18 protein-coding genes are annotated in these 18,682 nt (G+C 68.0%); 5 read left to right on the top strand and 13 right to left on the bottom strand.

The genetic code is table 11. From position 1 onward, the window contains the following. The first annotated feature begins 406 nt into the window (after positions 1–406). A complete protein-coding gene (locus ACIBF8_RS27935) occupies positions 407–568 on the top strand; it encodes a hypothetical protein (protein WP_396786894.1) in 162 nt (53 codons plus the stop codon). A 185-nt stretch (positions 569–753) separates the two neighbouring features. On the opposite strand, the gene ACIBF8_RS27940 is transcribed toward ACIBF8_RS27935, so the two are convergent. The 7 genes from ACIBF8_RS27940 to ACIBF8_RS27970 form a co-directional block, all read right to left on the bottom strand. After that, positions 754–2,007: an iron-containing alcohol dehydrogenase gene (locus ACIBF8_RS27940; RefSeq protein ID WP_396786895.1), complete on the bottom strand. Its 1,254-nt coding sequence runs from the start codon at positions 2,005–2,007 to the stop codon at positions 754–756. 63 nt (positions 2,008–2,070) lie between these two features. Beyond that, positions 2,071–3,531, bottom strand: coding sequence for an NAD-dependent succinate-semialdehyde dehydrogenase (locus ACIBF8_RS27945; protein WP_396786896.1), 1,461 nt, complete (start codon positions 3,529–3,531; stop codon positions 2,071–2,073). A 274-nt stretch (positions 3,532–3,805) separates the two neighbouring features. After that, positions 3,806–4,882: an ABC transporter ATP-binding protein gene (locus ACIBF8_RS27950; protein WP_396786897.1), complete on the bottom strand. Its 1,077-nt coding sequence runs from the start codon at positions 4,880–4,882 to the stop codon at positions 3,806–3,808. After that, on the bottom strand, positions 4,882–5,949 hold the full coding sequence (locus tag ACIBF8_RS27955; RefSeq protein ID WP_396786898.1) for an ABC transporter ATP-binding protein: 1,068 nt from the start codon (positions 5,947–5,949) through the stop codon (positions 4,882–4,884). Before ACIBF8_RS27955 ends, ACIBF8_RS27950 begins: the two co-directional genes overlap by 1 nt. Further along, positions 5,949–6,860, bottom strand: a complete 912-nt coding sequence (locus ACIBF8_RS27960) for a carbohydrate ABC transporter permease (RefSeq protein ID WP_396786899.1) — start codon at positions 6,858–6,860, stop codon at positions 5,949–5,951. Before ACIBF8_RS27960 ends, ACIBF8_RS27955 begins: the two co-directional genes overlap by 1 nt. After that, complete coding sequence (locus tag ACIBF8_RS27965) at positions 6,860–7,726, bottom strand: carbohydrate ABC transporter permease (protein ID WP_396786900.1); 867 nt, start codon at positions 7,724–7,726, stop codon at positions 6,860–6,862. Before ACIBF8_RS27965 ends, ACIBF8_RS27960 begins: the two co-directional genes overlap by 1 nt. 80 nt (positions 7,727–7,806) lie before the next feature. Continuing rightward, entirely contained in the window at positions 7,807–9,192 is a 1,386-nt protein-coding gene (locus ACIBF8_RS27970) for an extracellular solute-binding protein (RefSeq protein ID WP_396786901.1), read from the bottom strand. 380 nt (positions 9,193–9,572) lie between these two features. On the opposite strand from ACIBF8_RS27970, the gene ACIBF8_RS27975 reads away from it, so the two are divergent. The 3 genes from ACIBF8_RS27975 (at position 9,573) to ACIBF8_RS27985 (ending at position 11,810) form a co-directional block, all read left to right on the top strand. Further along, positions 9,573–10,316 carry a GntR family transcriptional regulator gene (locus ACIBF8_RS27975; RefSeq protein WP_396786902.1) on the top strand — a complete coding sequence of 248 codons (744 nt, stop codon included), beginning with the start codon at positions 9,573–9,575 and terminating at the stop codon, positions 10,314–10,316. Positions 10,317–10,399: 83 nt separating this feature from the next. Beyond that, positions 10,400–10,969 (top strand): DJ-1/PfpI family protein, encoded by a 570-nt coding sequence (locus tag ACIBF8_RS27980; RefSeq protein ID WP_222952845.1) that lies wholly within the window; start codon positions 10,400–10,402, stop codon positions 10,967–10,969. Positions 10,970–11,066: 97 nt separating this feature from the next. Next, complete coding sequence (locus ACIBF8_RS27985; protein ID WP_396786958.1) at positions 11,067–11,810, top strand: alpha/beta fold hydrolase; 744 nt, start codon at positions 11,067–11,069, stop codon at positions 11,808–11,810. Here the strand turns inward: ACIBF8_RS27985 and ACIBF8_RS27990 are convergent. The 6 genes from ACIBF8_RS27990 to ACIBF8_RS28015 all read right to left on the bottom strand — a co-directional run bounded on the left by ACIBF8_RS27990 (position 11,804) and on the right by ACIBF8_RS28015 (position 17,846). Continuing rightward, positions 11,804–12,016, bottom strand: coding sequence for a hypothetical protein (locus ACIBF8_RS27990; RefSeq protein WP_396786903.1), 213 nt, complete (start codon positions 12,014–12,016; stop codon positions 11,804–11,806). The two genes, ACIBF8_RS27985 and ACIBF8_RS27990, sit on opposite strands and share 7 nt — an antisense overlap. 117 nt (positions 12,017–12,133) lie before the next feature. Continuing rightward, positions 12,134–14,323: a HelD family protein gene (locus ACIBF8_RS27995; protein ID WP_396786904.1), complete on the bottom strand. Its 2,190-nt coding sequence runs from the start codon at positions 14,321–14,323 to the stop codon at positions 12,134–12,136. A gap of 323 nt (positions 14,324–14,646) precedes the next feature. Then, a complete protein-coding gene (locus ACIBF8_RS28000; RefSeq protein ID WP_396786905.1) occupies positions 14,647–15,108 on the bottom strand; it encodes a hypothetical protein in 462 nt (153 codons plus the stop codon). A gap of 18 nt (positions 15,109–15,126) precedes the next feature. Next, a complete protein-coding gene (locus ACIBF8_RS28005; RefSeq protein WP_396786906.1) occupies positions 15,127–15,954 on the bottom strand; it encodes an SAM-dependent methyltransferase in 828 nt (275 codons plus the stop codon). 195 nt (positions 15,955–16,149) lie between these two features. Then, positions 16,150–17,046, bottom strand: a complete 897-nt coding sequence (locus ACIBF8_RS28010; RefSeq protein WP_396786907.1) for a phosphotransferase enzyme family protein — start codon at positions 17,044–17,046, stop codon at positions 16,150–16,152. Positions 17,047–17,075: 29 nt separating this feature from the next. Further along, positions 17,076–17,846: a hypothetical protein gene (locus ACIBF8_RS28015; protein ID WP_396786908.1), complete on the bottom strand. Its 771-nt coding sequence runs from the start codon at positions 17,844–17,846 to the stop codon at positions 17,076–17,078. 347 nt (positions 17,847–18,193) lie between these two features. Here ACIBF8_RS28015 and ACIBF8_RS28020 point away from each other — a divergent pair, with 347 nt between their 5' ends. Further along, positions 18,194–18,649 carry an NUDIX domain-containing protein gene (locus ACIBF8_RS28020; RefSeq protein WP_396786909.1) on the top strand — a complete coding sequence of 152 codons (456 nt, stop codon included), beginning with the start codon at positions 18,194–18,196 and terminating at the stop codon, positions 18,647–18,649. The last annotated feature ends 33 nt before the right edge of the window (positions 18,650–18,682 follow it).

Raw genomic sequence — 18,682 nt, forward strand, 5'->3', positions numbered from 1 at the left:
TGACCAGCGGATGGAGTGTTTCGATGAGTCGGCCCGGTCACTCGCCGGGACGCGGTTGCGGGCGTTCGGCTCCCCAGGTGTTGGACGTCGTCACCCGGCGGGCCGGTGGGCCTGATGTCGGCTGAGGCACCTCCAGGGGGTGGACTATGTGAGCGTTCACACCTATCGATGGCTCTCAGGCTGGCAGAAGATTCCAGGTTTTTCAACCGGTAGTTTCGGGCCTGTTACGGATCAAGAACCGGTGACCTCTCGGTTCGTCTGGCGCCGTCGGCTGCCCTCGGTCCATCCAGGATGTTCGTTGGCGATGGCGCCGTGGTCTTTCAAAGTGAAAGCTCCGGTCCCCGCCGGTGACGCCGTACGGGACGATTCGGCTCCACCGATGTGCGTACGGGGGAGGTTCGGTCGCATGGCCTTCACGCGGTTGTCTGTGGCGGCCGACGGTGGCGAGGTCGGGCGTGGTCTGCTTGCCCGCACGATGCTTGGTGAGCCGCTGAAGCTGTGCCGCGCCGGCGCGGCGGAGGCGGTGGCGCGGCGATCGGCGCTGCCCGGCAGATGGGGCGCAGGCTGACGACGTGGTCAGCGCGCCCGACGTGCTCACCACCACGCATCGCGCCCGACGGGCTACCCGACGTCGCAGACCAGCGTTATCGCCTGGTCGGGGATGAGTGACCCGAAAAGGGTTGACTGCTGCTAACACATGGGCTGCGACGTCGGGCGCGATGCGTGCCGCCCAGCGTGGGGCGGGGCTCGCCGTCAGGTGAAAGGCCGGTCACTGTCTCTGCTCGGAGTCAGGGCGTGTCGGGTCCGGTCCCCGGTCCAGGCCGCTTCGAGGATCGCGGTCAGGCTGGCGGTGTCGGTCCGGCCCGGATGGTTCTGGATCAATCGGGTGACGCCACCGGCCAGCTCCGCGAAGCGGGGGAGGTCGGCGCGTGCCACGCCGATGTCCGCCAAGGTGGGAGGGATGCCGATGTCGGCAAGGAGCCCGTCGAGCCAGGTGAGGAACATATCTGCGGCCTCGGCATCCGAGGCGTCGGTCACGTCCAGCCCGCACACCCCGGCGAGGATGGCCAACCGGTCGCTGATGGCATCCCTGGCCGCGTCCAGCGCGTAGGGCAGGAGCAGCCCGACGCCCAGGCCGTGCGGCGTGTGCGTGGCTGCGCCGATGGGGTACTGGAGAGCGTGCGGGGCCGCGGTGCCCGCGTGGGAAAACGCGAGCCCGGCGAGCATGGACCCGTAGGACATGTCCGCGCGCGCGTCCATGTCGCCTCCGTCCCGGACAGCACGCCGCAAGCTACGGGCGATCCGCTCCGCGGCCAGGAGCGCGTAGTGGTCGGTGATCGGGTTGCGGCCGAGGAAGACCTGCTCCACCGGGTCGCGCGGTCCGTGGGCCCGGGGTCGGGCGGTGTAGCTCTCCACCGCGTGACAAAACGCGTCGATGCCGGAGTGGGCGGTGACGGTCGCCGGGCAGGTGTACGTGAGCTCGGGGTCGACGATGGCGAAGTCGGGCACGATGTGGACGCTGGAAACCCCCACCTTCAGCTCGCGGTCCGGGTCGGTCAACACCGAAACGGGTGTGAGCTCGGAGCCAGTGCCTGACGTCGTCGGGACCGCGACGAGAGGAATCGTCGGCCCCGGCACCTTCGACTCGCCGTAGAAGTCGCGCGGCGTCCCACCGTGACGCCGGATGACGCCGACGATTTTGGCGAGGTCGATCACCGTGCCACCCCCGATGGCGAGGATCACGTCGGCGTCCACCCTGGCGGCGACCGAGACGGCCCGGGCGACATCGGCGAGTGGCACGTCTGGAGTCACGTCGGAAAACACCTCGACGACCTCGACCTTCTCCCGCACGGCGGCCACGATCTCGGCCACGCCCGGCTGCCCGAGAAGAACCTGGTCGGTCACGATGAGGACTCGCGAGCCACTCTCGGCGACCACTCGTGGGATGTTCTGCGCGACCCCTTCGCCCACGATCAGTTGGCGTGGTCCCCGGACGGTCTCAAGCATGTCGGTGCCTCTCCGGAACGTCGGCGGCGATGTGCGGGGCGGGCGCCCGGTGCGGCAGACCAGTCACGGTAGGTCGATCGCCGCGTAGGTGAGGTCGAGGTACTCGCGGATGCCCTCGTGCGACCCCTCTTTGCCGATCCCGGACTGTTTCACGCCTCCGAACGGCGCCGACGGGTCCGATATCAGGCCACGGTTGATGCCGACCATCCCCGTATCGAGCCCCTCGGTGAACCGGAGCGCCCGCTGGAGGTCACGGGTGAAGATGTATCCGACCAGGCCGTGCTCGGTGTCGTTGGCCTTCGCCAGCACCTCGTCGTCGGACGTGAACGAGATGATCGGCGCCACCGGGCCGAAGATCTCCGCCTTCAGCATCCGCGCATCGTCGGGCACGTCGACGAGGACCGTAGGCGGGTAGAAGTGGCCCGGCCCATCCGGACGCTCGCCGCCCACCACGACCCGGGCGCCGCGATCGACCGCGTCGGTGACGAGCTCGTCGATCTTGGTGACCGAGGCCTCGTCGATCAACGCTCCGACGTCCACGCCGGCGTCGAGACCATGGCCCACCGAAAGGGCGCCCATCCGCTCGGCGAAACGCGCCGTGAACTCCTCGCGCACCGGCTCCTCGACGTAGATCCGGTTGGCCGCGATGCAGGACTCCCCGATGTTGCGCATCTTGGCCACCATGGCACCGTCGAGCGCGACGTCCAGGTCGGCGTCGGCACACACGATCAAGGCCGCGTTGCCGCCCAGCTCCATGGAGGTGCGCAGCACGTTGTCCGCAGCCTGCCGGAGCAGCACGCGCCCGACCTCGGTCGACCCGGTGAAGGAGAGCTTGCGGGTCCGACTGTCGGCTAGCAGGGCGGAGACCACCTTGCCGGCACGCTTGGTGGTCACCACGTTGACGACGCCCGGGGGAACGCCGACCTCCTCCATGATGCGGGCCAGGAACAGCATGGTGAGTGGCGTCTGGGCTGCTGGCTTGGTGATCGTCGTGCAGCCCGCCGCCAGCGCAGGAGCGATCTTGCGGGCACCCATGGCCAACGGAAAGTTCCAGGGCGTCACGAGGACGCACGGCCCGACCGGCTTCGGCACGGTGAGGATGCGATATCCCCCTGCGGGAGCGGTACCGTAGCGCCCCTCGACGCGCACCGCCTCCTCGGCGAACCAGCGGAAGAACTCGGCGCCGTAGGCCACCTCTCCCCGAGCCTCGGCGAGCGGCTTGCCCATCTCGAGCGTGATCAGCCGGGCGACCTCCTCGGATCGCTCGGTCAGTGCCCGGTACGTCGCGGTCAACAACTCTGACCGTTTCCGCGGTGGCGTCGCCGCCCACTCCGCCATTGCCTTGCTCGCCACGTCCAGAGCGGCGAGCCCGTCAACGACGTCCGCGTCCGCCACCTCGGCGATGGTCTTGCCGGTGGCCGGGTCCTCGACGGCAAAGGTGGCGCCGCTCGCGGCGTCGCGCCAGGAGTCGCCGATCCGGAGCCGCCGGTGCTCCGGGGCCAGGACGTTCATCGGGTCACTCATTGCGTCGCCTCCTGCGATCTTCTTGGTGCGGTCCGGCGTGCCTCAGCGGTCGCGCTGTGCGCGTAGACGGACGGGTCACCCGCCCTCGTCAGGGGCGAGGTTGCCGAGCGGGTCGAAGGTGGGCCTGGCCCGGTCCGCAGGGCGACGCCCCGCGAAACCACCGTCCTCGCCGGCCACGGCCGTCTCCGCGTCGTCAGGCCGTGCTCACTGGTGACGGTCCGCCGAAAATCGGGTGCCACGTGCGGGCGCATGATGCCGTCGCCGCCCGGTGCGGTTACCGCCCGGCCTCGGACAGCGACAGCCCGGTGTCCGCATCGAACAGGTGCGCACGGTCCAGGTCGACCGTGACAAGCAGCCGTTCGCCCGGCGTACCGGTGACGGTGGGTCGTGCCTTGACCTTCAGGATCTCCGTCCCCACTTTGACGTCGACCACCGTTCGGTCACCGAGCGGCTCTAGCCCGTAGAGCTCACCCGACAACGACGCGTGCCCACGCTGCTCGACGGACAGGTCCTCCGCGCGCAGGCCCAGCAGGAGCGCGCGACCGTCCTCGGCCGTGGTCCAGCGGGGCCGCGGCAGCGTCCAGCCGTCCGCGCCGACCAGACGATCTCCCTCGGCGCGGCAGGCGAGCAGGCTGATCGGCGGGCTCCCGACGAATCCCGCGACCCACTGGTTGGCTGGCCGCTCGTACACCTCGGTCGGCGTTCCGACCTGTTGCACCTTGCCCTCCTTGAGGACCGCGACCTGGTCGGCCATGGACAGGGCCTCGACCTGATCGTTGGTCACGTAGACGAAGGTCGCTCCGAGGCTCCGGTGGATGCGGGTGAGCTCGGTGCGCATCTCGACGCGGAGCTTGAGGTCGAGGTTCGTCAGCGGCTCGTCCATGAGAAACGCGCGCGGGCGACGGACCAGCGCCCGGGCGAGGGCGACACGCTGCATCTCACCGCCCGACAACTGCGCGGGACGACGCTGCAGCAGACGTTCGATGTGCAGCAGGCTCGACATCTGCTCGACGGCAGCGGCGATCTCGCTCGACGAACAGCGGCGTGCCCGCAGCGGCGAAGCGATGTTCTCGTACACCGTGTGTCGCGGGTAGAGGGCGTAGCTCTGGAAGACCATGGCCAGGTCGCGTGCGGCCGGGGCGTCGCGGGTCGCGTCCCTCCCGTCCAGATGCACCGACCCGGCGTCAAGCTTCTCCAGGCCGGCGATCGCCCGCAGGGTCGTCGTCTTGCCTGCACCGGAGGGCCCGAGCACGACGAAGAACGAGCCGTCCGGCACGTCCAGCGTCACCCCGTCCAGGGCCTGGACCTTGCCGAAGGACTTGCACAGTCCGTGTACTGCCACGGTTCCCATCAGGCCACCAGCTCTTCCGTGCGCACGTCGTAGACCGCCGGGGTCCCGCCGGTGTGCCGCAGCCCGACCTTTGCGTCAGCGGCGAAACGAACAGTCGGTGGCATCCGGACCCGCACGTCACGCTGGCCGCTGTGGTCGACCACGTAGATGATCTCGTCGCCCAGCCACTCGACCGAGACCACCCGGGCCGGGATCGAGCCCTCCGCCCCGGGTGCGGTGACTTCCAGCGCCTCCGGCCGGACGCCGGCGACCAGGGAACGGTCGCGCGGCAGGCCCGGCGGTGGCGTGAGGACCAGTCCGCCCTGACCGTGCAGCTTCCCGTCGGCCACCTCCACCTCGATCAGGTTCATCGGCGGGGAGCCGATGAACGCGGCGCAGAAGAGACTCGCCGGACGGTCGTAGACCTCCAGCGGCGTGCCGATCTGCTCCACGCGGCCCTTGTTGAGGATGGCGATCCGGTGACCGAGCGACATCGCCTCGACCTGGTCGTGGGTGACATAGACCATCGTCGCCCCCAGCTCTCCCTGCAGGTGCTTGATCTCCGTGCGCATGTCCGCCCGCAGTTCCGCGTCCAGGTTGGTGAGAGGTTCGTCCATGAGGAATGCGCGCGGTCGCCGCACCAGGGCGCGAGCCAGCGCGACACGCTGCTGCTCCCCGCCGGACAGCTGGCGTGGTCGCCGGTCCAGGAGCGGACCGAGCCGCATCAGCCGGGCGGCCTCGTCGACCCGCGCGTGCACCTCCTGCTTGGGCAGTCCCTCGGCCCGCAGGGGGAACGCCAGGTTGTCGCGGGTTCGCAGGTGTGGGTAGAGAGCGTAGAACTGGAACACCATGGCGATGTCGCGCTCGGCCGGCGGCAGGTCGTTGACCAGCGTGTCGTCGATGCGGATGTCGCCCGTCGTCTGCCGCTCCAGGCCGGCGATGGCCCGCAGCGTGGTCGTCTTGCCGCAACCCGAGGGGCCGAGCATCACGAACAGCTCGCCGTGGCCGATGGACAGGTCCACGTGGTCAACTGCAACCGTCCCGTCCGGGTAGCGCTTGTGCAGGGCGCTCACCTCGATGCCCGCCATCAGCGTCGCACCGCCCCGAGCGTCACACCGGCGATGAGGTGCTTGCGCACCAGCCACGCGAAGACGAGCACCGGTAGGGCGAACACCACGGAGGCGGCGGCCACGAGACCCCAGTCCGTAGTGGTGCCGCCGATGAGGCCGGCGATGGCGGGTGGGGCCGTCCGCACGCTGTCGCTGGAGGTGAGGAAGGTGGCGAACACGAACTCGTTCCACGAGAAGATGAGTGCGAAGACCGCCGTTGCGGCGATGCCGGGCACGAGCAGCGGCAGGGTGTGCCGCCAGAACGCCTGCAAACGGGTGTAGCCGTCGAGCATGGCGGCATCCTCGTACTCCGCCGGCACCTCGTCGACGAACCCCTTCATCATCCAGATCGTGAACGGGACGTTGAACGCGGTGTAGATGAGGATCAGGCCGAGCTTGTTGTCGATGAGCCCGACCTGGCGGTACATGAGGAAGATCGGGATCACGACCACCACGGGCGGCATGAAGCGGGTGGACAGGATGAAGAACAGTTGGTCCTTCTTGGCCTTCACACCGAAGCGTGCGTAGGCCCAGGCCGCCGGGACCCCCAGCACGGTGGCCAGCACCGTGGAGACACCGGCGACCACCACGGAGTTGAGGAACGAGACGGACAAGGCTGAGCGACCGCCGGCGGGGGCGACGAACACGTCCTTGTAGTGGTCCAGAGTGACCGTGAAGTCGAAGAACTTGGCGGGGATGGCGTAGACGTCCCGGTTCTCCTTGATGGACGTCTCGATCATCCACAGCACCGGAAAGAGCATCACGACGGCCAGCACGGTCAGCAGCGCGATTTCCAGCACGGAGCGGCCCCGGCCGCCAAGGCGGCGCACGGGGGGCGTGTGATCCCGGGCAGGACCTGTGGACACGGCCTCGTCGACGGAGACGGCCATCAGCCCTCCTTGAGCTTGTTCAGGTAGCGCAGGTAGAACTGCGTGAGCACGATGACGACGAGGACCATGAGGATCCCGTACGCCGAGGCGGTTCCGGTGTTGAAGCCGAGGAACGCGACCTTGTAGATGTGGAACGACAACGTCTCGGTGGAGACGCCCGGACCTCCGTTGGTGAGGATGTAGACGAGGTCGAACAGCCGGAATGCCTCGATGGCCCGGAACATCACGGCAATGAGAAGCAGTGGCCAGACCAGCGGAAGAGTGATGGTGCGGAACTTGAACCACTCGGACGCCCGGTCGATCGAGGCGGCCTCGTAGAGATACTTGGGAACCGCGGTGAGGCCCGCGAGCGCGATGAGCATGATGAACGGCGTCCATTGCCAGGTGTCGACCACGATCAGGGAGAGCAGTGCTGTTCGCTGCCGGGTGAGCCACTCCACCTGCCCCAGACCGACCGAGCCGAGCATGCTGTTGACCACGCCGAACTGCGCGTCGAGCATGAATCGCCAGAACAGCCCGACCACGACCGGCGACAGCATCATCGGAACGAGGAACAGAGTGGTCAGCACTCCTCGCCCGTGCGTGCGTCGTGAGATCAGGTAGGCGATGCCGAAACCGAGCACGATCTGCAGGCCGACCGCGCCGACCACGTAGATCAACGTCGTCAGGGCCCTCGTGTGGACCTGCGCCGACGTCAGGATGGCGGTGTAGTTCCCGAACCCGATGAAGTTGGCGGGCCCCCCGCGGGTGGCCGAGTAGTCGGTGAAAGACAGGTACAACGCCCACAGCAACGGGAACACCGACATGGCGAGCAACAGCAGCATCGCGGGGGAGATGAAGGTCACGGCGAGCCAGCGGTCGCTCAACCGGCGGGACCGACCCGGTGCAGGTGGCGTCGCGGACGCCACCTGCCCGGGGTGATCGGTCGTCAGAGGGACGGCGTCACTCACAGTCCGCCGCCGCCCTTGCGGTTGCTCGAGTCGAGCACGCTCTGCTGCTCCTTGGCGATGTCGTCGAGCGCATCCTTTGGCTTCTTCGCGCCGTTGAGAGCCGCGTTCACGTTGGTGTTCTCGATGTCGACGAGGCGCGCGTACTCGGGCACGTTCCACATGTCCCGCATCCGCGGAACCGAGTCGGTGTACACCTGGTTGAACGGTCCGGCATTGAGGAACTCGGGCGACTCCAGGGCGTCCGTCCGCGATGGCACGCCACCGGCCGCGGCCCACTTCTTCTGGATGTCAGCCTGCTCGAACCACTTCATGAAGTTCAGGGCCTCCGCCTGGTTTGCCGTGGAGGAGTAGGCCGACACGTGCATCCCCATACCGCCGAGCGGGACCAGGTTCGTCTTCTGGCTCGGCAGGGTGGCAAAACCCAACTTGTCGAGAATCTGCTCCCGCGTGGTGCCGAGCGTCGACTGCTTCGGATCGAGCAGGCCGCCGCTCGCGGCGATCCAGTTGAACGCGATGCAGGCCTTGCCCTGGGCGACCGCCGCGTTCACCTCGTCGATGAACCAGTTGCCGGAGCCCTTGGCAGTCAGCGGCTTCATCTTGTTGACCAGGACGTCCATCGCCTCCTGGCCGGCAGCGTCGTTGAGAACGCCCTCGATCTTGCGGTTCTTGGGGTCCCAGAGGTTGCCGCCGTAGACGCCGTTGACCGTGTTGTAGGTGACGGCTGCGGCGTCGGAGCCGTTGGCCTGGTGGAAAGCCAGCCCGCTGACGCCGGGGTTGTCCGCCTGGCACTTCTCGGCGGCTGCGATCATCTGGTCCCAGGTCTGCGGTGGCTTGTCGCCGATCAGGTCCTTGCGGTAGATCATCGTCCAGGTGTCGCCGAGCAGCGGCAGTCCGTACAGGCTGGCGTTCTCGTCGCGCTTGCCGGTCTCCGCCTGGGGGAACTGGCCGTACGCCGCCAGGAGGTACGGGTTGTAGGCCGTGACGTCGATGTTGTTCTTGACGAAGTCGGTGAGGTCGAGGATGTTGCCGTTCGTCACGGCCTCGCCGATGTGTTGCGAGTCCAGGATCGCGATGTCGAAGTCGGTCTTGCGCGCGGCGAACTGGGTGAACATCGCGTCGTGCCAGTTCGCGTTCGGCACGGTGTTGACCTTGATGGTCGCGTTCGGCCGCTCCTTCTTGTACTCCGCGTTCGCGAAGGCTTCCAGCGCTTGGGCCGGGGGCCAGTCGAACCAGATGAAGCTGAGAGTCAGCGGATCCTTGGTGAGCTCCGGGATGGTCGCCGGTGCCTTGGGGGCGCTCGCCTTCCCGCCGTCGTCCTTGCCATCGCCGCAAGCCGTTACGGCCGTGGCCACCAGCAGCATGGCCGCCGTCGCCAGCCGCACCTTTCGTCCGGGAGCGGATGTTCTTCCTATTTGCTTCGGATAGCGCATTTTTATGCCTGCTTTCTGGGTGGGGACTTCTAGAACCTCGCTATGTGCTTCGCCGAGCAGTTGCTGGGTTGTTCAGGCGTGTCGCCGGGCTGTCGCGGGGGCCGACCCGCGGACCGGCGTCACGGGTACGCCGCGATGTACGGGGTCTTCCTGCATGCTCATCGCGGCTCCGGGTGATCGAAGTAGAGCGATGGCCGGCGGTTCCGCGGTGGTGCAGGATGGCGGGCGTCCGTCACTTTTCCTATACGATCGAGTTGGGGCGTCAGCATGTCGCAGCGTTGTGACTGATGTCAACAGGTTCCCGAAGACGCAAGGAAGGACCTCACGTCACGATGGACGACGAAGCGATGATCACGCGGGGCCGTAGGGCCGTGACGGGCGGAATGCCGGCGGGAAGAACTGCCGGCCGGCTTGCCGACGAGGTGTACGACACGCTGCTCGGCCAGTTGATGTCGCTACGGATCGAGCCCGGCTCCCGGGTCACGATCGACGTCCTGGCGCGAGAGTTGGGGGTCTCGCAGACGCCGATCCGAGACGCTCTGAACCGCATGGAGGCCGAGGGCCTGGTCGTGCGCGTACCCCATGCTGGCTATCGCATTCCCCCCCAAATAACCCGTCAACGATTCGAGGACATGCTCGAGGTCCGCCTGCTCCTCGAGCCGGCGGCGGCGCGCAGATCCGCCGAACGCGCATCCGCTGAGCAGGTGGCCGTTCTGCGGCGAATGCTGGCGGAGATGGCGGAGCTGGAGAGGGGCGACGGTCCCATGGCCTATGGCGCCTTCGGGCTACGCGACGCCGCTTTCCACGATCTCGTCGCCCTGAGCGCGGAGAACCAGGTCATTCGTGAAGCACTCGCCCGCCTGCACAGCCACGTGCACCTCTTCCGGCTTCACCACGACACCCAGGTCACGCACTTGGCCATGGCCGAGCACGAGGACGTCGTCGCCGCGATCGCCGCGCGTGACCCCGACGCCGCCGCCTACGCGATGCGTCGGCACATCTTGCGGTCCGGCGAGCGTTTCCGGCGATTGTTCGACGAGGTCAAGGACGCGGACGGAATGGCGGTGGAGGCTTGACGGGCGGGCAGGGCCGAGGAATGCTAACTCGATCGGATCGGATTGGATCTACCTCCACCACCCCCAGATGCGAGGAGAAGCAGGTGCCCAGAGCGCTGCTCCTGACCGGCGACGCCGCCGAGGAACTCGACACCATGTATCCCTACTATCGCGTGCAGGAGGGCGGCTGGGACGTCGACGTCTCGTCACGGACGATGCGTGACGTGCAACTGGTCATCCACGAGTTCGACCCCAACTCCGACGCCTACGTGGAGAAGAACGGCCGGAAGCTGCCCGTCGACGTGCCCTGGGCCGAGGTAGACGTCGAGCGCTATGACGCCCTCATCATCCCCGGGGGACGTGCCCCCGAGTGGATCCGGGTCGACGCCGACGTCAGGCGCATCACCGAGCACTTCTTCGCGCGCAACCTCCCCATCGCGCTGGTGTGCCACGGCGCGCAGGTACCAGCGGTGTACGGGCTGCTGAAGGGCCGAAAGACGGCATGCTTCCCACCCATCACCGGTGACATGGAGAACGCGGGCGCGACGGTCATCGACGCTCCCGACGTCGTGGACGGCAACCTCGTCTCCTGCCGCGGCTGGCCCGACATGCCGCAATTCGGCAGGGCGATGATGGAGCTCTTCTCGAAGTCCGTCAACTCCGCCTCGGCATGAGCACACCTGGCCTGCCCCGGTGACGGCACTTCGGACCGTCACAGTCGACGGGTCGCCCGTACACGTCCTGGAGAGCGGCACCGGGCCCGCGGTGCTGATGCTGCACGGCTCCGGACCCGGCACGACCGGGTCCGGAGCCTGGGCAGCGACGGCGCAGGCGCTGGGCACGTCCTGGCATCTGGTGGCTCCGGACCAGGCGGGGTTCGGCGGTACACCTGTCCCGGCGGGCTCCAGGGGCGGGCTCCGGCTGTGGACGGAGCAGGCCGCGGGCCTGATGGATGCTCTCGGTATCGAGCACTACGCCGTGGTGGGTCACTCCATGGGCGGTGCCGTGGCGCTGGCGTTGGCGGCCGCGCGCCCCCAGCAGGTCACCCGTGTCGTGGCGGTCTCGACGATGGGCGCCCCCGGGGCACCGCTGTCCGCCGAGCTCGACGCGATCTGGGCCGCCCCCGCCGGCCCGCTCGGGGCCCGAGACATGCTGAGTCGCCTCGTCCTCGACCAAGCGCTCATAACCGATTCGGCCGTCGAAGCCCGTGCAACTGCGATGCGGGCGGGCGCGGCCGCGTTCGCGTCGCTGTTCCCTCCACCCAGGGCACGATGGGTCGACGAGCTCACCCTCTCGGCGCAGACGCTGGCCGCGGTCCGCGCGCCCGTGCTGCTCGTCCACGGCGCAGACGACCGAGTCACCCCGCTCGAGACGGCAGCCCAGCCCCTGCTCGAACACCTGGCCGATGTCCGTCTGCACGTGCTCGGCCGATGCGGACACGTGCCGGCGATCGAGCACCCGCACGAGTTCCGGCAACTGCTGTCGTGCTTCCTTCGCCGGGACCGAGGTCACTGATCGCCGTTGCGGGCGATGTGCCGACTGATCGCCAAGGCGACGACCGTGCCAGAGTCACGGCAGGTCATGGGGGCGAGCCCGTGCCCGTGAGGCACCGCCATCATGGTGCTGCCGAACGTGTCGGCCAGGACCTCGCGAAGGAACGGCACGTCCTCGGCGACGGCATCCCGGACGGTGATGTGAGCGGCCGGTGCGGGTGCGTCCATGTGGGAATCTTGGCGTACTCGCCTCCGCCCGGCTCCCCCCGGTCGGGGACGCCGCCGGCCGCACGCTCACGGCCGGAGTACCTGCCGGTCGCCTGGACCGGCCGGGCGCTGCTCCCGTCATGGGTGTGGCGATTGCTGCGTGAGTATCAGCTGTCCGAGCTCCTGGGTGCATCGGGTGAGCGCGACGTAGAGGCCGTTCCAGCCGCGCGGCTCGGCGGCGATGCCTGGGGGGTCGATGAGTAGCGTCGCGTCCCATTCCAATCCCTTGGACTGGGTCGCGGTGAGCACTGGCACATCGCTCAGCACGGCGAGGAGTTCGGCGATGCGGTCGGCGGGGGCGATGACGCCGACGGTGCCGCCATGCCACCGTTGCTGCAGCTGGCGCACAGCGCGGACGGCGGCGTCGGCAAGGTCGGCGGGTGTGATCGTGAGCTCCCAGGGGGAGATGCCGGAGGAGCGTACCGCCCGCGGCGGCGTGTTGTGGCTGCCCGCTTTCTTCAAGACCGGTTCGGTGAGGTCCATGACCTCGCGCGGGGTCCGGTAGCAGATGGTGAGCTCAGCGGCGCTCCAGCGGTCTCCGAAAGCCGCCTGCACCGCTTGCGCCCAGCTGGTGTGCCGGTGCGCTGCCGCTGCCTGGTCGATGTCGCCGACGGCGGTGATGGATCGACTGGGACAGCGCCGTAGGACCATGTGCCACTGCATCTCGGACAGCTCTTGCGCCTCGTCGATGACGACGTGGCCGTACACCCAGCCGCGCTGCCGGCGAGCGCGGTCGGCGACGAACTCGCCCTGTGGCTGCGGGGCGTCGACCTCGCCGAGCAGGTCGGCGAGTGCGTCGAGCAGAGGGATGTCGCTTGATGCCCATGAGGCGGGCTCGGCCGAGACCGCGGCGATCTCCTCGGGGGACAGCTGCGGGGCGAACCGGGCCAGCAGGGTGCGGTCGGTCAGGAAATCACCCAGCAGGGTCTCGGGGTCGAGGGTTGGCCACCATGCCTCGATGAACCGGGCGATGATGGCGTTCTCGGCGATCCGACAACGCAGGTGCTCGAGCTCCTCCTCGGAGAGCAATCCGTCGATCTCGCTGCCGGTGGACGTCCGGGTGGAGTGGTGATCATGCCCCATGCTCCTGTCGACGCGGGCGAGGATGTCCTCGAAACCCTCCTCCATCTCGTCCATCAGCGCCTCGCGCTGTTCGGCGACGACATCGGCAAGGAGGTGGTGCAACTGCTCGGCGAACGCCGCGCGGGCGCGGTGGTACGGGCGTCCCTGTATCGCCGAGGCGAGCGCCTGTGCCACCGGTGCGGCCGCGATGACGTAGAACTCGCCCTCCCAGCGCAGCCTCAGCTCGCGCGGCCGGGGGAGTAGTGACGCGACGTAGCTTTCGAGCGTGGGCTGCCAGAGCGCGCGGCCCTTGATTTCGGCGAGCGGTCTGCTCTCGCTGCGGCCCACCTGGACGCCGGTCAGCAGGGTGTCGCAGGTCGCCGAGACGACGGCGGTCTCACCGAGTGCGGGCAGCACCTGGGCGATGTACTGGAGGAAACGCGGCGAGGGGCCGAGGACCAGGACCGCCTGGTCGGCCATGTTTCGGTGAGTGAACAGCAGGTACGCGACGCGGTGCAGAGCAACCACGGTCTTCCCCGTGCCGGGACCGCCCTGAACGATCAGCGGGCCGGTCGCCTCAGCCCGGATGATGTCGTCCTGTTCGCGTTGCAGCGTGGAGATCGCCGTCGACATCCGACCGGTGCGCCGCTGGTCGAGGGCGGCCAGTAGAGCGCCTTCACCGACGAGTTCCGCCGTCATGGTCCCGTCCAGTGGCTCGTCGTCCACGCCCACAACGGTCGATCCCGTCGTGCGTATGTGGCGGCGCCGTGCCTGACCTTGTGGGTCGACAGCCGTCGCGGTGTAGAACGGCCGAGCTGCGGGAGCGCGCCAGTCCACCAGTAGCGGTTCACCGTCCTCGTCATCGTTGCGGAGACCGACACGGCCTACGTGTCGCACGGTGCCATCAAGACCGTCGAGGCGGCCGAAGACCAGCCCTTCCCGTGCTCGCCGTAGCTCTTCGTACTGCTGGCGGAGCAGGCGCTGCCGGGCCCGTTCCAACGCGTCCAGGGCCTCTGCCGAAAGCTCGGCCTGCAGGTGATCGGCCAGCCTGTCGCGCCGGGCCGTGGCCATGTCGAGAAACGCCTGTTCCTCGGCGACCGCGGATCGGCGCGCGACGCCCTCCGCGGTAGAGGTCGGCGGTTCGCCGTCCGGTGTTACGTCGCTGACGCCAGCAGTGTCGTTGTTCAGAGCAGACTTCGGGCGCATGCGCAAATCCTTGATTGGTGTTCCTCGGCGCGGACGAGCCGCAGTTCATTCGGCGGCAAGCATAGAGTTCGTTTCTCTCGTCGGCCAGGAACTCCGGCGACAGAGATGGGAGTCTCAATGCCTTGCCGTTCCGGGTTTCTTGTGGCCTCATCCAATCTTGATTCGCTTATTGACAGTCCGGTCCTTATCTGATCTGCGGGTGCGTTCCGAGAGGCCATACGCCCGGTAACGGGATCGCAGCGGGCGAATAGGCCGGTGTCGTCCCGAAAGAAGGAAGCCCTGACCAGCGAGAACGCTGGTCAGGGCTTTTTGGGTTCCATCTATCAGGTGCTGTACAGCCCATCCCACGGTTCCGTGAACCCGAGGCGGTCAGGGCACAACTCGACCCAGTCGCCTCGCTCAACGTCTGACTCGTCAATCAGGCCGAATGTGACACCGTCATGGACCACGCGAAACAGCTGGACGGCGATGTCGCCATACTGCCGTCCGGGTAACTGATCGAGCAGGCCAACCAAGCGGGCCTCGGCTTGGTCACCAAGCTCACCTCGTAGATACGGAGCGATGGCCACCAGGGAGATGTCTGACCGGCGGTGGCGGCCGTCGACGTCGAACAGGTGCAGGTAGGCGTACCAGCGAAGCCGCTCCCGGTCCGGATCCGACTCATGGTCGTCGTCGCGATGCGCGCCGTGTACCGCCGCGTAGAACTGTCCGTCGGAGTATCGCCCTACCCGGTCGGTACGGCAACCCGGTTCGCGCGCAATGGGCACCAGGTCAGGCAGCGTCATTCCGGCGACGACACCCTCCTACGGTTTGCGGGCGAGAAGCCCGACAAAGGTGTGATAGGTGTCGGTCTGCTTCGGAGCGGGCGTACCCGACTCTGGACGCCACTCGGCCAGCGGCACCAGGCCCGGTTCCAGCAACGTCAGCCCATCGACGAACGAGAGGATCTCCTCGTCGGTGCGCCAGCGGCCGGTGCCCAGCGACTCGTTGAAGACCCGCTCGACCTCGCGGGCCTTGCGGGAGCCCTCTGGGTCCCGCTCGGCCGGGTCGCGGAAGTGCGATATCGCCACGTAGCTGCCGGAGGGCAGCGCGTCGATCAACTCCGCCGCCACCGCTCGCGGGTCCTCGTCGTCACCAAGGTGGTGCAGGATCGCGAAGAGCAACAGACCAATCGGCCGGTCGAAATCGAGGAACCGACGTACGTCCGGGTGGTTGAGGATTTCCTGTGGTGCCCGAACGTCCGCCTGGATCACGGTCGCGGTGCCCTCCGCGGCGAGTAGGGCCCGTCCGTGTGCCAGAACGATCGGATCATTGTCCACATACACCACCTGAGCCTTCGGGTTCTGCTCGGTGGCGACCTCGTGCACGTTGCCCTGGGTGGGCAGCCCCGACCCGATGTCGAGGAACTGGTCGATGCCCGCCTCGGCGACAAGGAAGCGAATCACTCGACGCAGAAAGGCCCGGTTCGCCTGGCCGGCTGCCGGACCGTCCGGTGTGATCCGCAGGGCGTGCTCGGCGACCTGCCGGTCGACCTCGAAGTTGTCCTTGCCCCCCAGGAAGAAGTCATAGACCCGGGCCACGCTGGGAATGCGGGGGTCGATGCCGGGGGGCGCCGCCTTGTCGCGGGTCACAGGCGTCTCCATTCGATGGGGATGGGCGCAGGCTGGGGTCTGCGGGCGGTGCCGGCGTTGCGGCGAGTGTAGCGATCGGAAGGGTCTATTTCCGCCCCGCCTGGTATCGCTCCCAACGAATCGTTCCTTCACGAGCACGGGTTGCGGCGGATGCGCGCACTCGAGCGCGAGTAGCCGCACTCCTCGAACGCGGCCTCAGACCGCTCGAACCTCGGCGAGCCGCTTGACCGCGTACTCGTCGTCCCAGCAGACGGCGGCTTCCCATGCGGCTGAGGCTTGCGCGGCGATGTCGTACGCGCCGGCGTCGAGGCCGGCGGCGTTGTCGGGCAGCACGAGGTCGAGGTCGGGGACGTCGACGTGCGACTCGTCCCAGTCGATCAGCGCGACCTGATTCGCGGTCAGGCGGACGTTGCCAGGGTTGGGATCGCCATGGACGACGCATGTCTGACGTCCGCTGAGCCGTGCCCACGCTGCTCGGCATCGCGCGACGCCCTCAGGGGGCATCGCTCCGAGGTTGATCTTCGTCCCGGTCTCGGCGTGTAGGAGGTCGGTCGACGACCGCCAACCTGGGCGCTGCGGCCAACCCTGCGTCAACCGATGCAGCTCACGGAGCATGCCGGTTACGCGCCGCCAGTCGGCCTGCGTCTCGGGCGGTCCGCCCTCGATGTAGGTCATCACCACCAGACCGTCGGCGAACAGTCGGCCGTCCCTGGTCGGGATCGGCAGCGGCACGGTCAGACCCGCACGGTCGAGGTGTTGAAGGAGCCCGGTCTCCCACGCCAGATCAGCGTCGCTCCTGGCACCGAGACGACCGACCGCGAGCTGCCCGTTGACGCGCACACTCCACACGTCGTTGGCGATTCCGCCAGCAAGCGGTTCGATGCGAGCAGCGTCTTCACCCCACTGCCCGAGTGCCTCCCACCCCACTGGCCAGATCTTACGCGGCTCCGAGCAGTGCGCAGGTCGCCGCCGTGCCGCTGCACGATCGATTCGTTCCTGGCGGGAGGGTGCTCCCCGGGGGATGCTCTCGTGTAGAGCTTGACCGGTCGACTCCAGCGGATATTCTTTCGACCTCAGATCTCTCTGTCCCACGTCTATAAGTAGCCGGTGAGCGAAAGCCGTTAGCAGAGCGGAATACTCGAGCCTGGTGGTGGGCTATCGACGCGCAGGTCACTGAGGGCGGAGGCGAGTCGGGCTGCAAGCGCCGCATCGGCGAGCGCGAGTTCCGCGGTCAGCGCAGCCGTAGCTGCGGAGAGAGCGCGGGTCAGCTCCGCTCCTTCGAGCGCACGGACCAGGGTGGTGTTCAGCGATGCGGTCACCTCTGCGGGAAGCAGGTGGGCGCCTTTCGCGTAGCTGGTGGGATGACCGAGGCGCAAGCAGGCCAAGGCGAGGACCTGGCCGCGTAGGGCGCTGATCCACTGCTCCGCCTGCCACCAACGGTGGCGTTGGATGCATATCCACGCGTGCAGGGCGTGGTGCCATCCCAACCCGGCCAGGGTCCGCCGACAGGGTGGCGGATCGTCCCTCGCGAGCGCGGGATGCCCGAAGACGGTACGCCAGTGCGCACCGTGCGGTCCGAACTTCGCAGCCGGGGTGAAACCGATGTCCAGTTCGAGCATTCCGGGAAGCAGGAACACCCGATACACCGCCGAGCCGGACGGCAAGTCCCAGTGGTGAACGGCGGCGAAGTCACGGTAGAGCAGTTCGGTCCAGCGGTGCATTGCTGAGTCCAGCGAACCTTCGATACCAAACATCAAGTCGATGTCCGACCACCGGTCGCTGTCGCCGACAGCGTGGGATCCGGTGATGGCGGCCCCGACGACGGCGGGGTCACCTTCGGCTAAGGCGAGCAACTGCTCCCGGATCGAGTCACGCTTGCCGCCGGAGAACACCGCGCCACCCTATCGCCTCGATTCCGGTGTCATAGGCGTTAGCCGACGGCGCACGTGACGGCGCGGTGTGACCCCGTCCATCACGACGCCGGGGCGGCCAGCTGTCAGACGCCGACGCGATCCAGGAGCCGCCAGCCGGCTACGCGCGGTGCCCGCTGGCGCGGTGCCGGCGCTGGCCGACGCCGCCGAACTCGCCGATCTGCTGATCCGCCGACAATCGGACCGCCGCGTTGGGAGACCTGCGCCGCCTCATCCGCGCCGACGGCACTCTGCGTGGCGTAGAGCCAGATGTCCGCGTGCCCTCTGGCTGAAGCGAGTTTGTCCTATCCCTGTGCTCCAATTCCGCCATGCATATCGTCGTCTGTGGCGCGTTCGTGGAGAACGGGGCGGTCCTGCTGGTGCACCGCAGCGCGGCCCGCCGGGCATACCCGGATCTCTGGGATCTGCCCGGGGGGCACGTCGAAGCAGGTGAGTCGGAACTACAGGCCCTCGCGCGTGAGATGCACGAGGAACTGGGGGTTCACATTGTGGCGGAGTCCTCGTCACGGTTGGGCGACCTGCGTGCCGGCAGTGGCGAGGACGGCGTCCACGTGGGCGTCTGGCACATCAGAGACTGGGTCGGCTCTCCCACCAACCGCGCACCTGAGGAGCATGACGACCTTGCCTGGGTCGGGATCAGCGAGCTGGGCGGTCGACCCCTCGTGTTTGGCACCCTGCCGGTGTTGCTTCGTTCCCTGCCTGAGCCTGGCCGGCTGTCTCAGCTCGAGGAAGCACGGGCAACCGCATCCAACGGCACGCCTTGACGGAGGGCTGCACACTCCCGGTGGCCGCGACGG

This window comes from Micromonospora sp. NPDC050276 (assembly GCF_044459545.1).
Lineage (GTDB): Bacteria > Actinomycetota > Actinomycetes > Mycobacteriales > Micromonosporaceae > Micromonospora.

Bases quoted from the DNA above. Each gene is read 5' to 3' on its own strand.
- ACIBF8_RS27960 (WP_396786899.1), bottom strand. From the start codon at position 6,860: ATGGCCGTCTCCGTCGACGAGGCCGTGTCCACAGGTCCTGCCCGGGAT.
- ACIBF8_RS27975 (WP_396786902.1), top strand. From the start codon at position 9,573: ATGGACGACGAAGCGATGATCACGCGGGGCCGTAGGGCCGTGACGGGC.
- ACIBF8_RS27985 (WP_396786958.1), top strand. From the start codon at position 11,067: ATGCTGCACGGCTCCGGACCCGGCACGACCGGGTCCGGAGCCTGGGCA.
- ACIBF8_RS28000 (WP_396786905.1), bottom strand. From the start codon at position 15,108: ATGACGCTGCCTGACCTGGTGCCCATTGCGCGCGAACCGGGTTGCCGT.
- ACIBF8_RS27990 (WP_396786903.1), bottom strand. From the start codon at position 12,016: ATGGACGCACCCGCACCGGCCGCTCACATCACCGTCCGGGATGCCGTC.
- ACIBF8_RS27940 (WP_396786895.1), bottom strand. From the start codon at position 2,007: ATGCTTGAGACCGTCCGGGGACCACGCCAACTGATCGTGGGCGAAGGG.
- ACIBF8_RS27950 (WP_396786897.1), bottom strand. From the start codon at position 4,882: ATGGGAACCGTGGCAGTACACGGACTGTGCAAGTCCTTCGGCAAGGTC.
- ACIBF8_RS27995 (WP_396786904.1), bottom strand. From the start codon at position 14,323: ATGCGCCCGAAGTCTGCTCTGAACAACGACACTGCTGGCGTCAGCGAC.
- ACIBF8_RS27945 (WP_396786896.1), bottom strand. From the start codon at position 3,531: ATGAGTGACCCGATGAACGTCCTGGCCCCGGAGCACCGGCGGCTCCGG.
- ACIBF8_RS27955 (WP_396786898.1), bottom strand. From the start codon at position 5,949: ATGGCGGGCATCGAGGTGAGCGCCCTGCACAAGCGCTACCCGGACGGG.
- ACIBF8_RS27935 (WP_396786894.1), top strand. From the start codon at position 407: ATGGCCTTCACGCGGTTGTCTGTGGCGGCCGACGGTGGCGAGGTCGGG.
- ACIBF8_RS28020 (WP_396786909.1), top strand. From the start codon at position 18,194: ATGCATATCGTCGTCTGTGGCGCGTTCGTGGAGAACGGGGCGGTCCTG.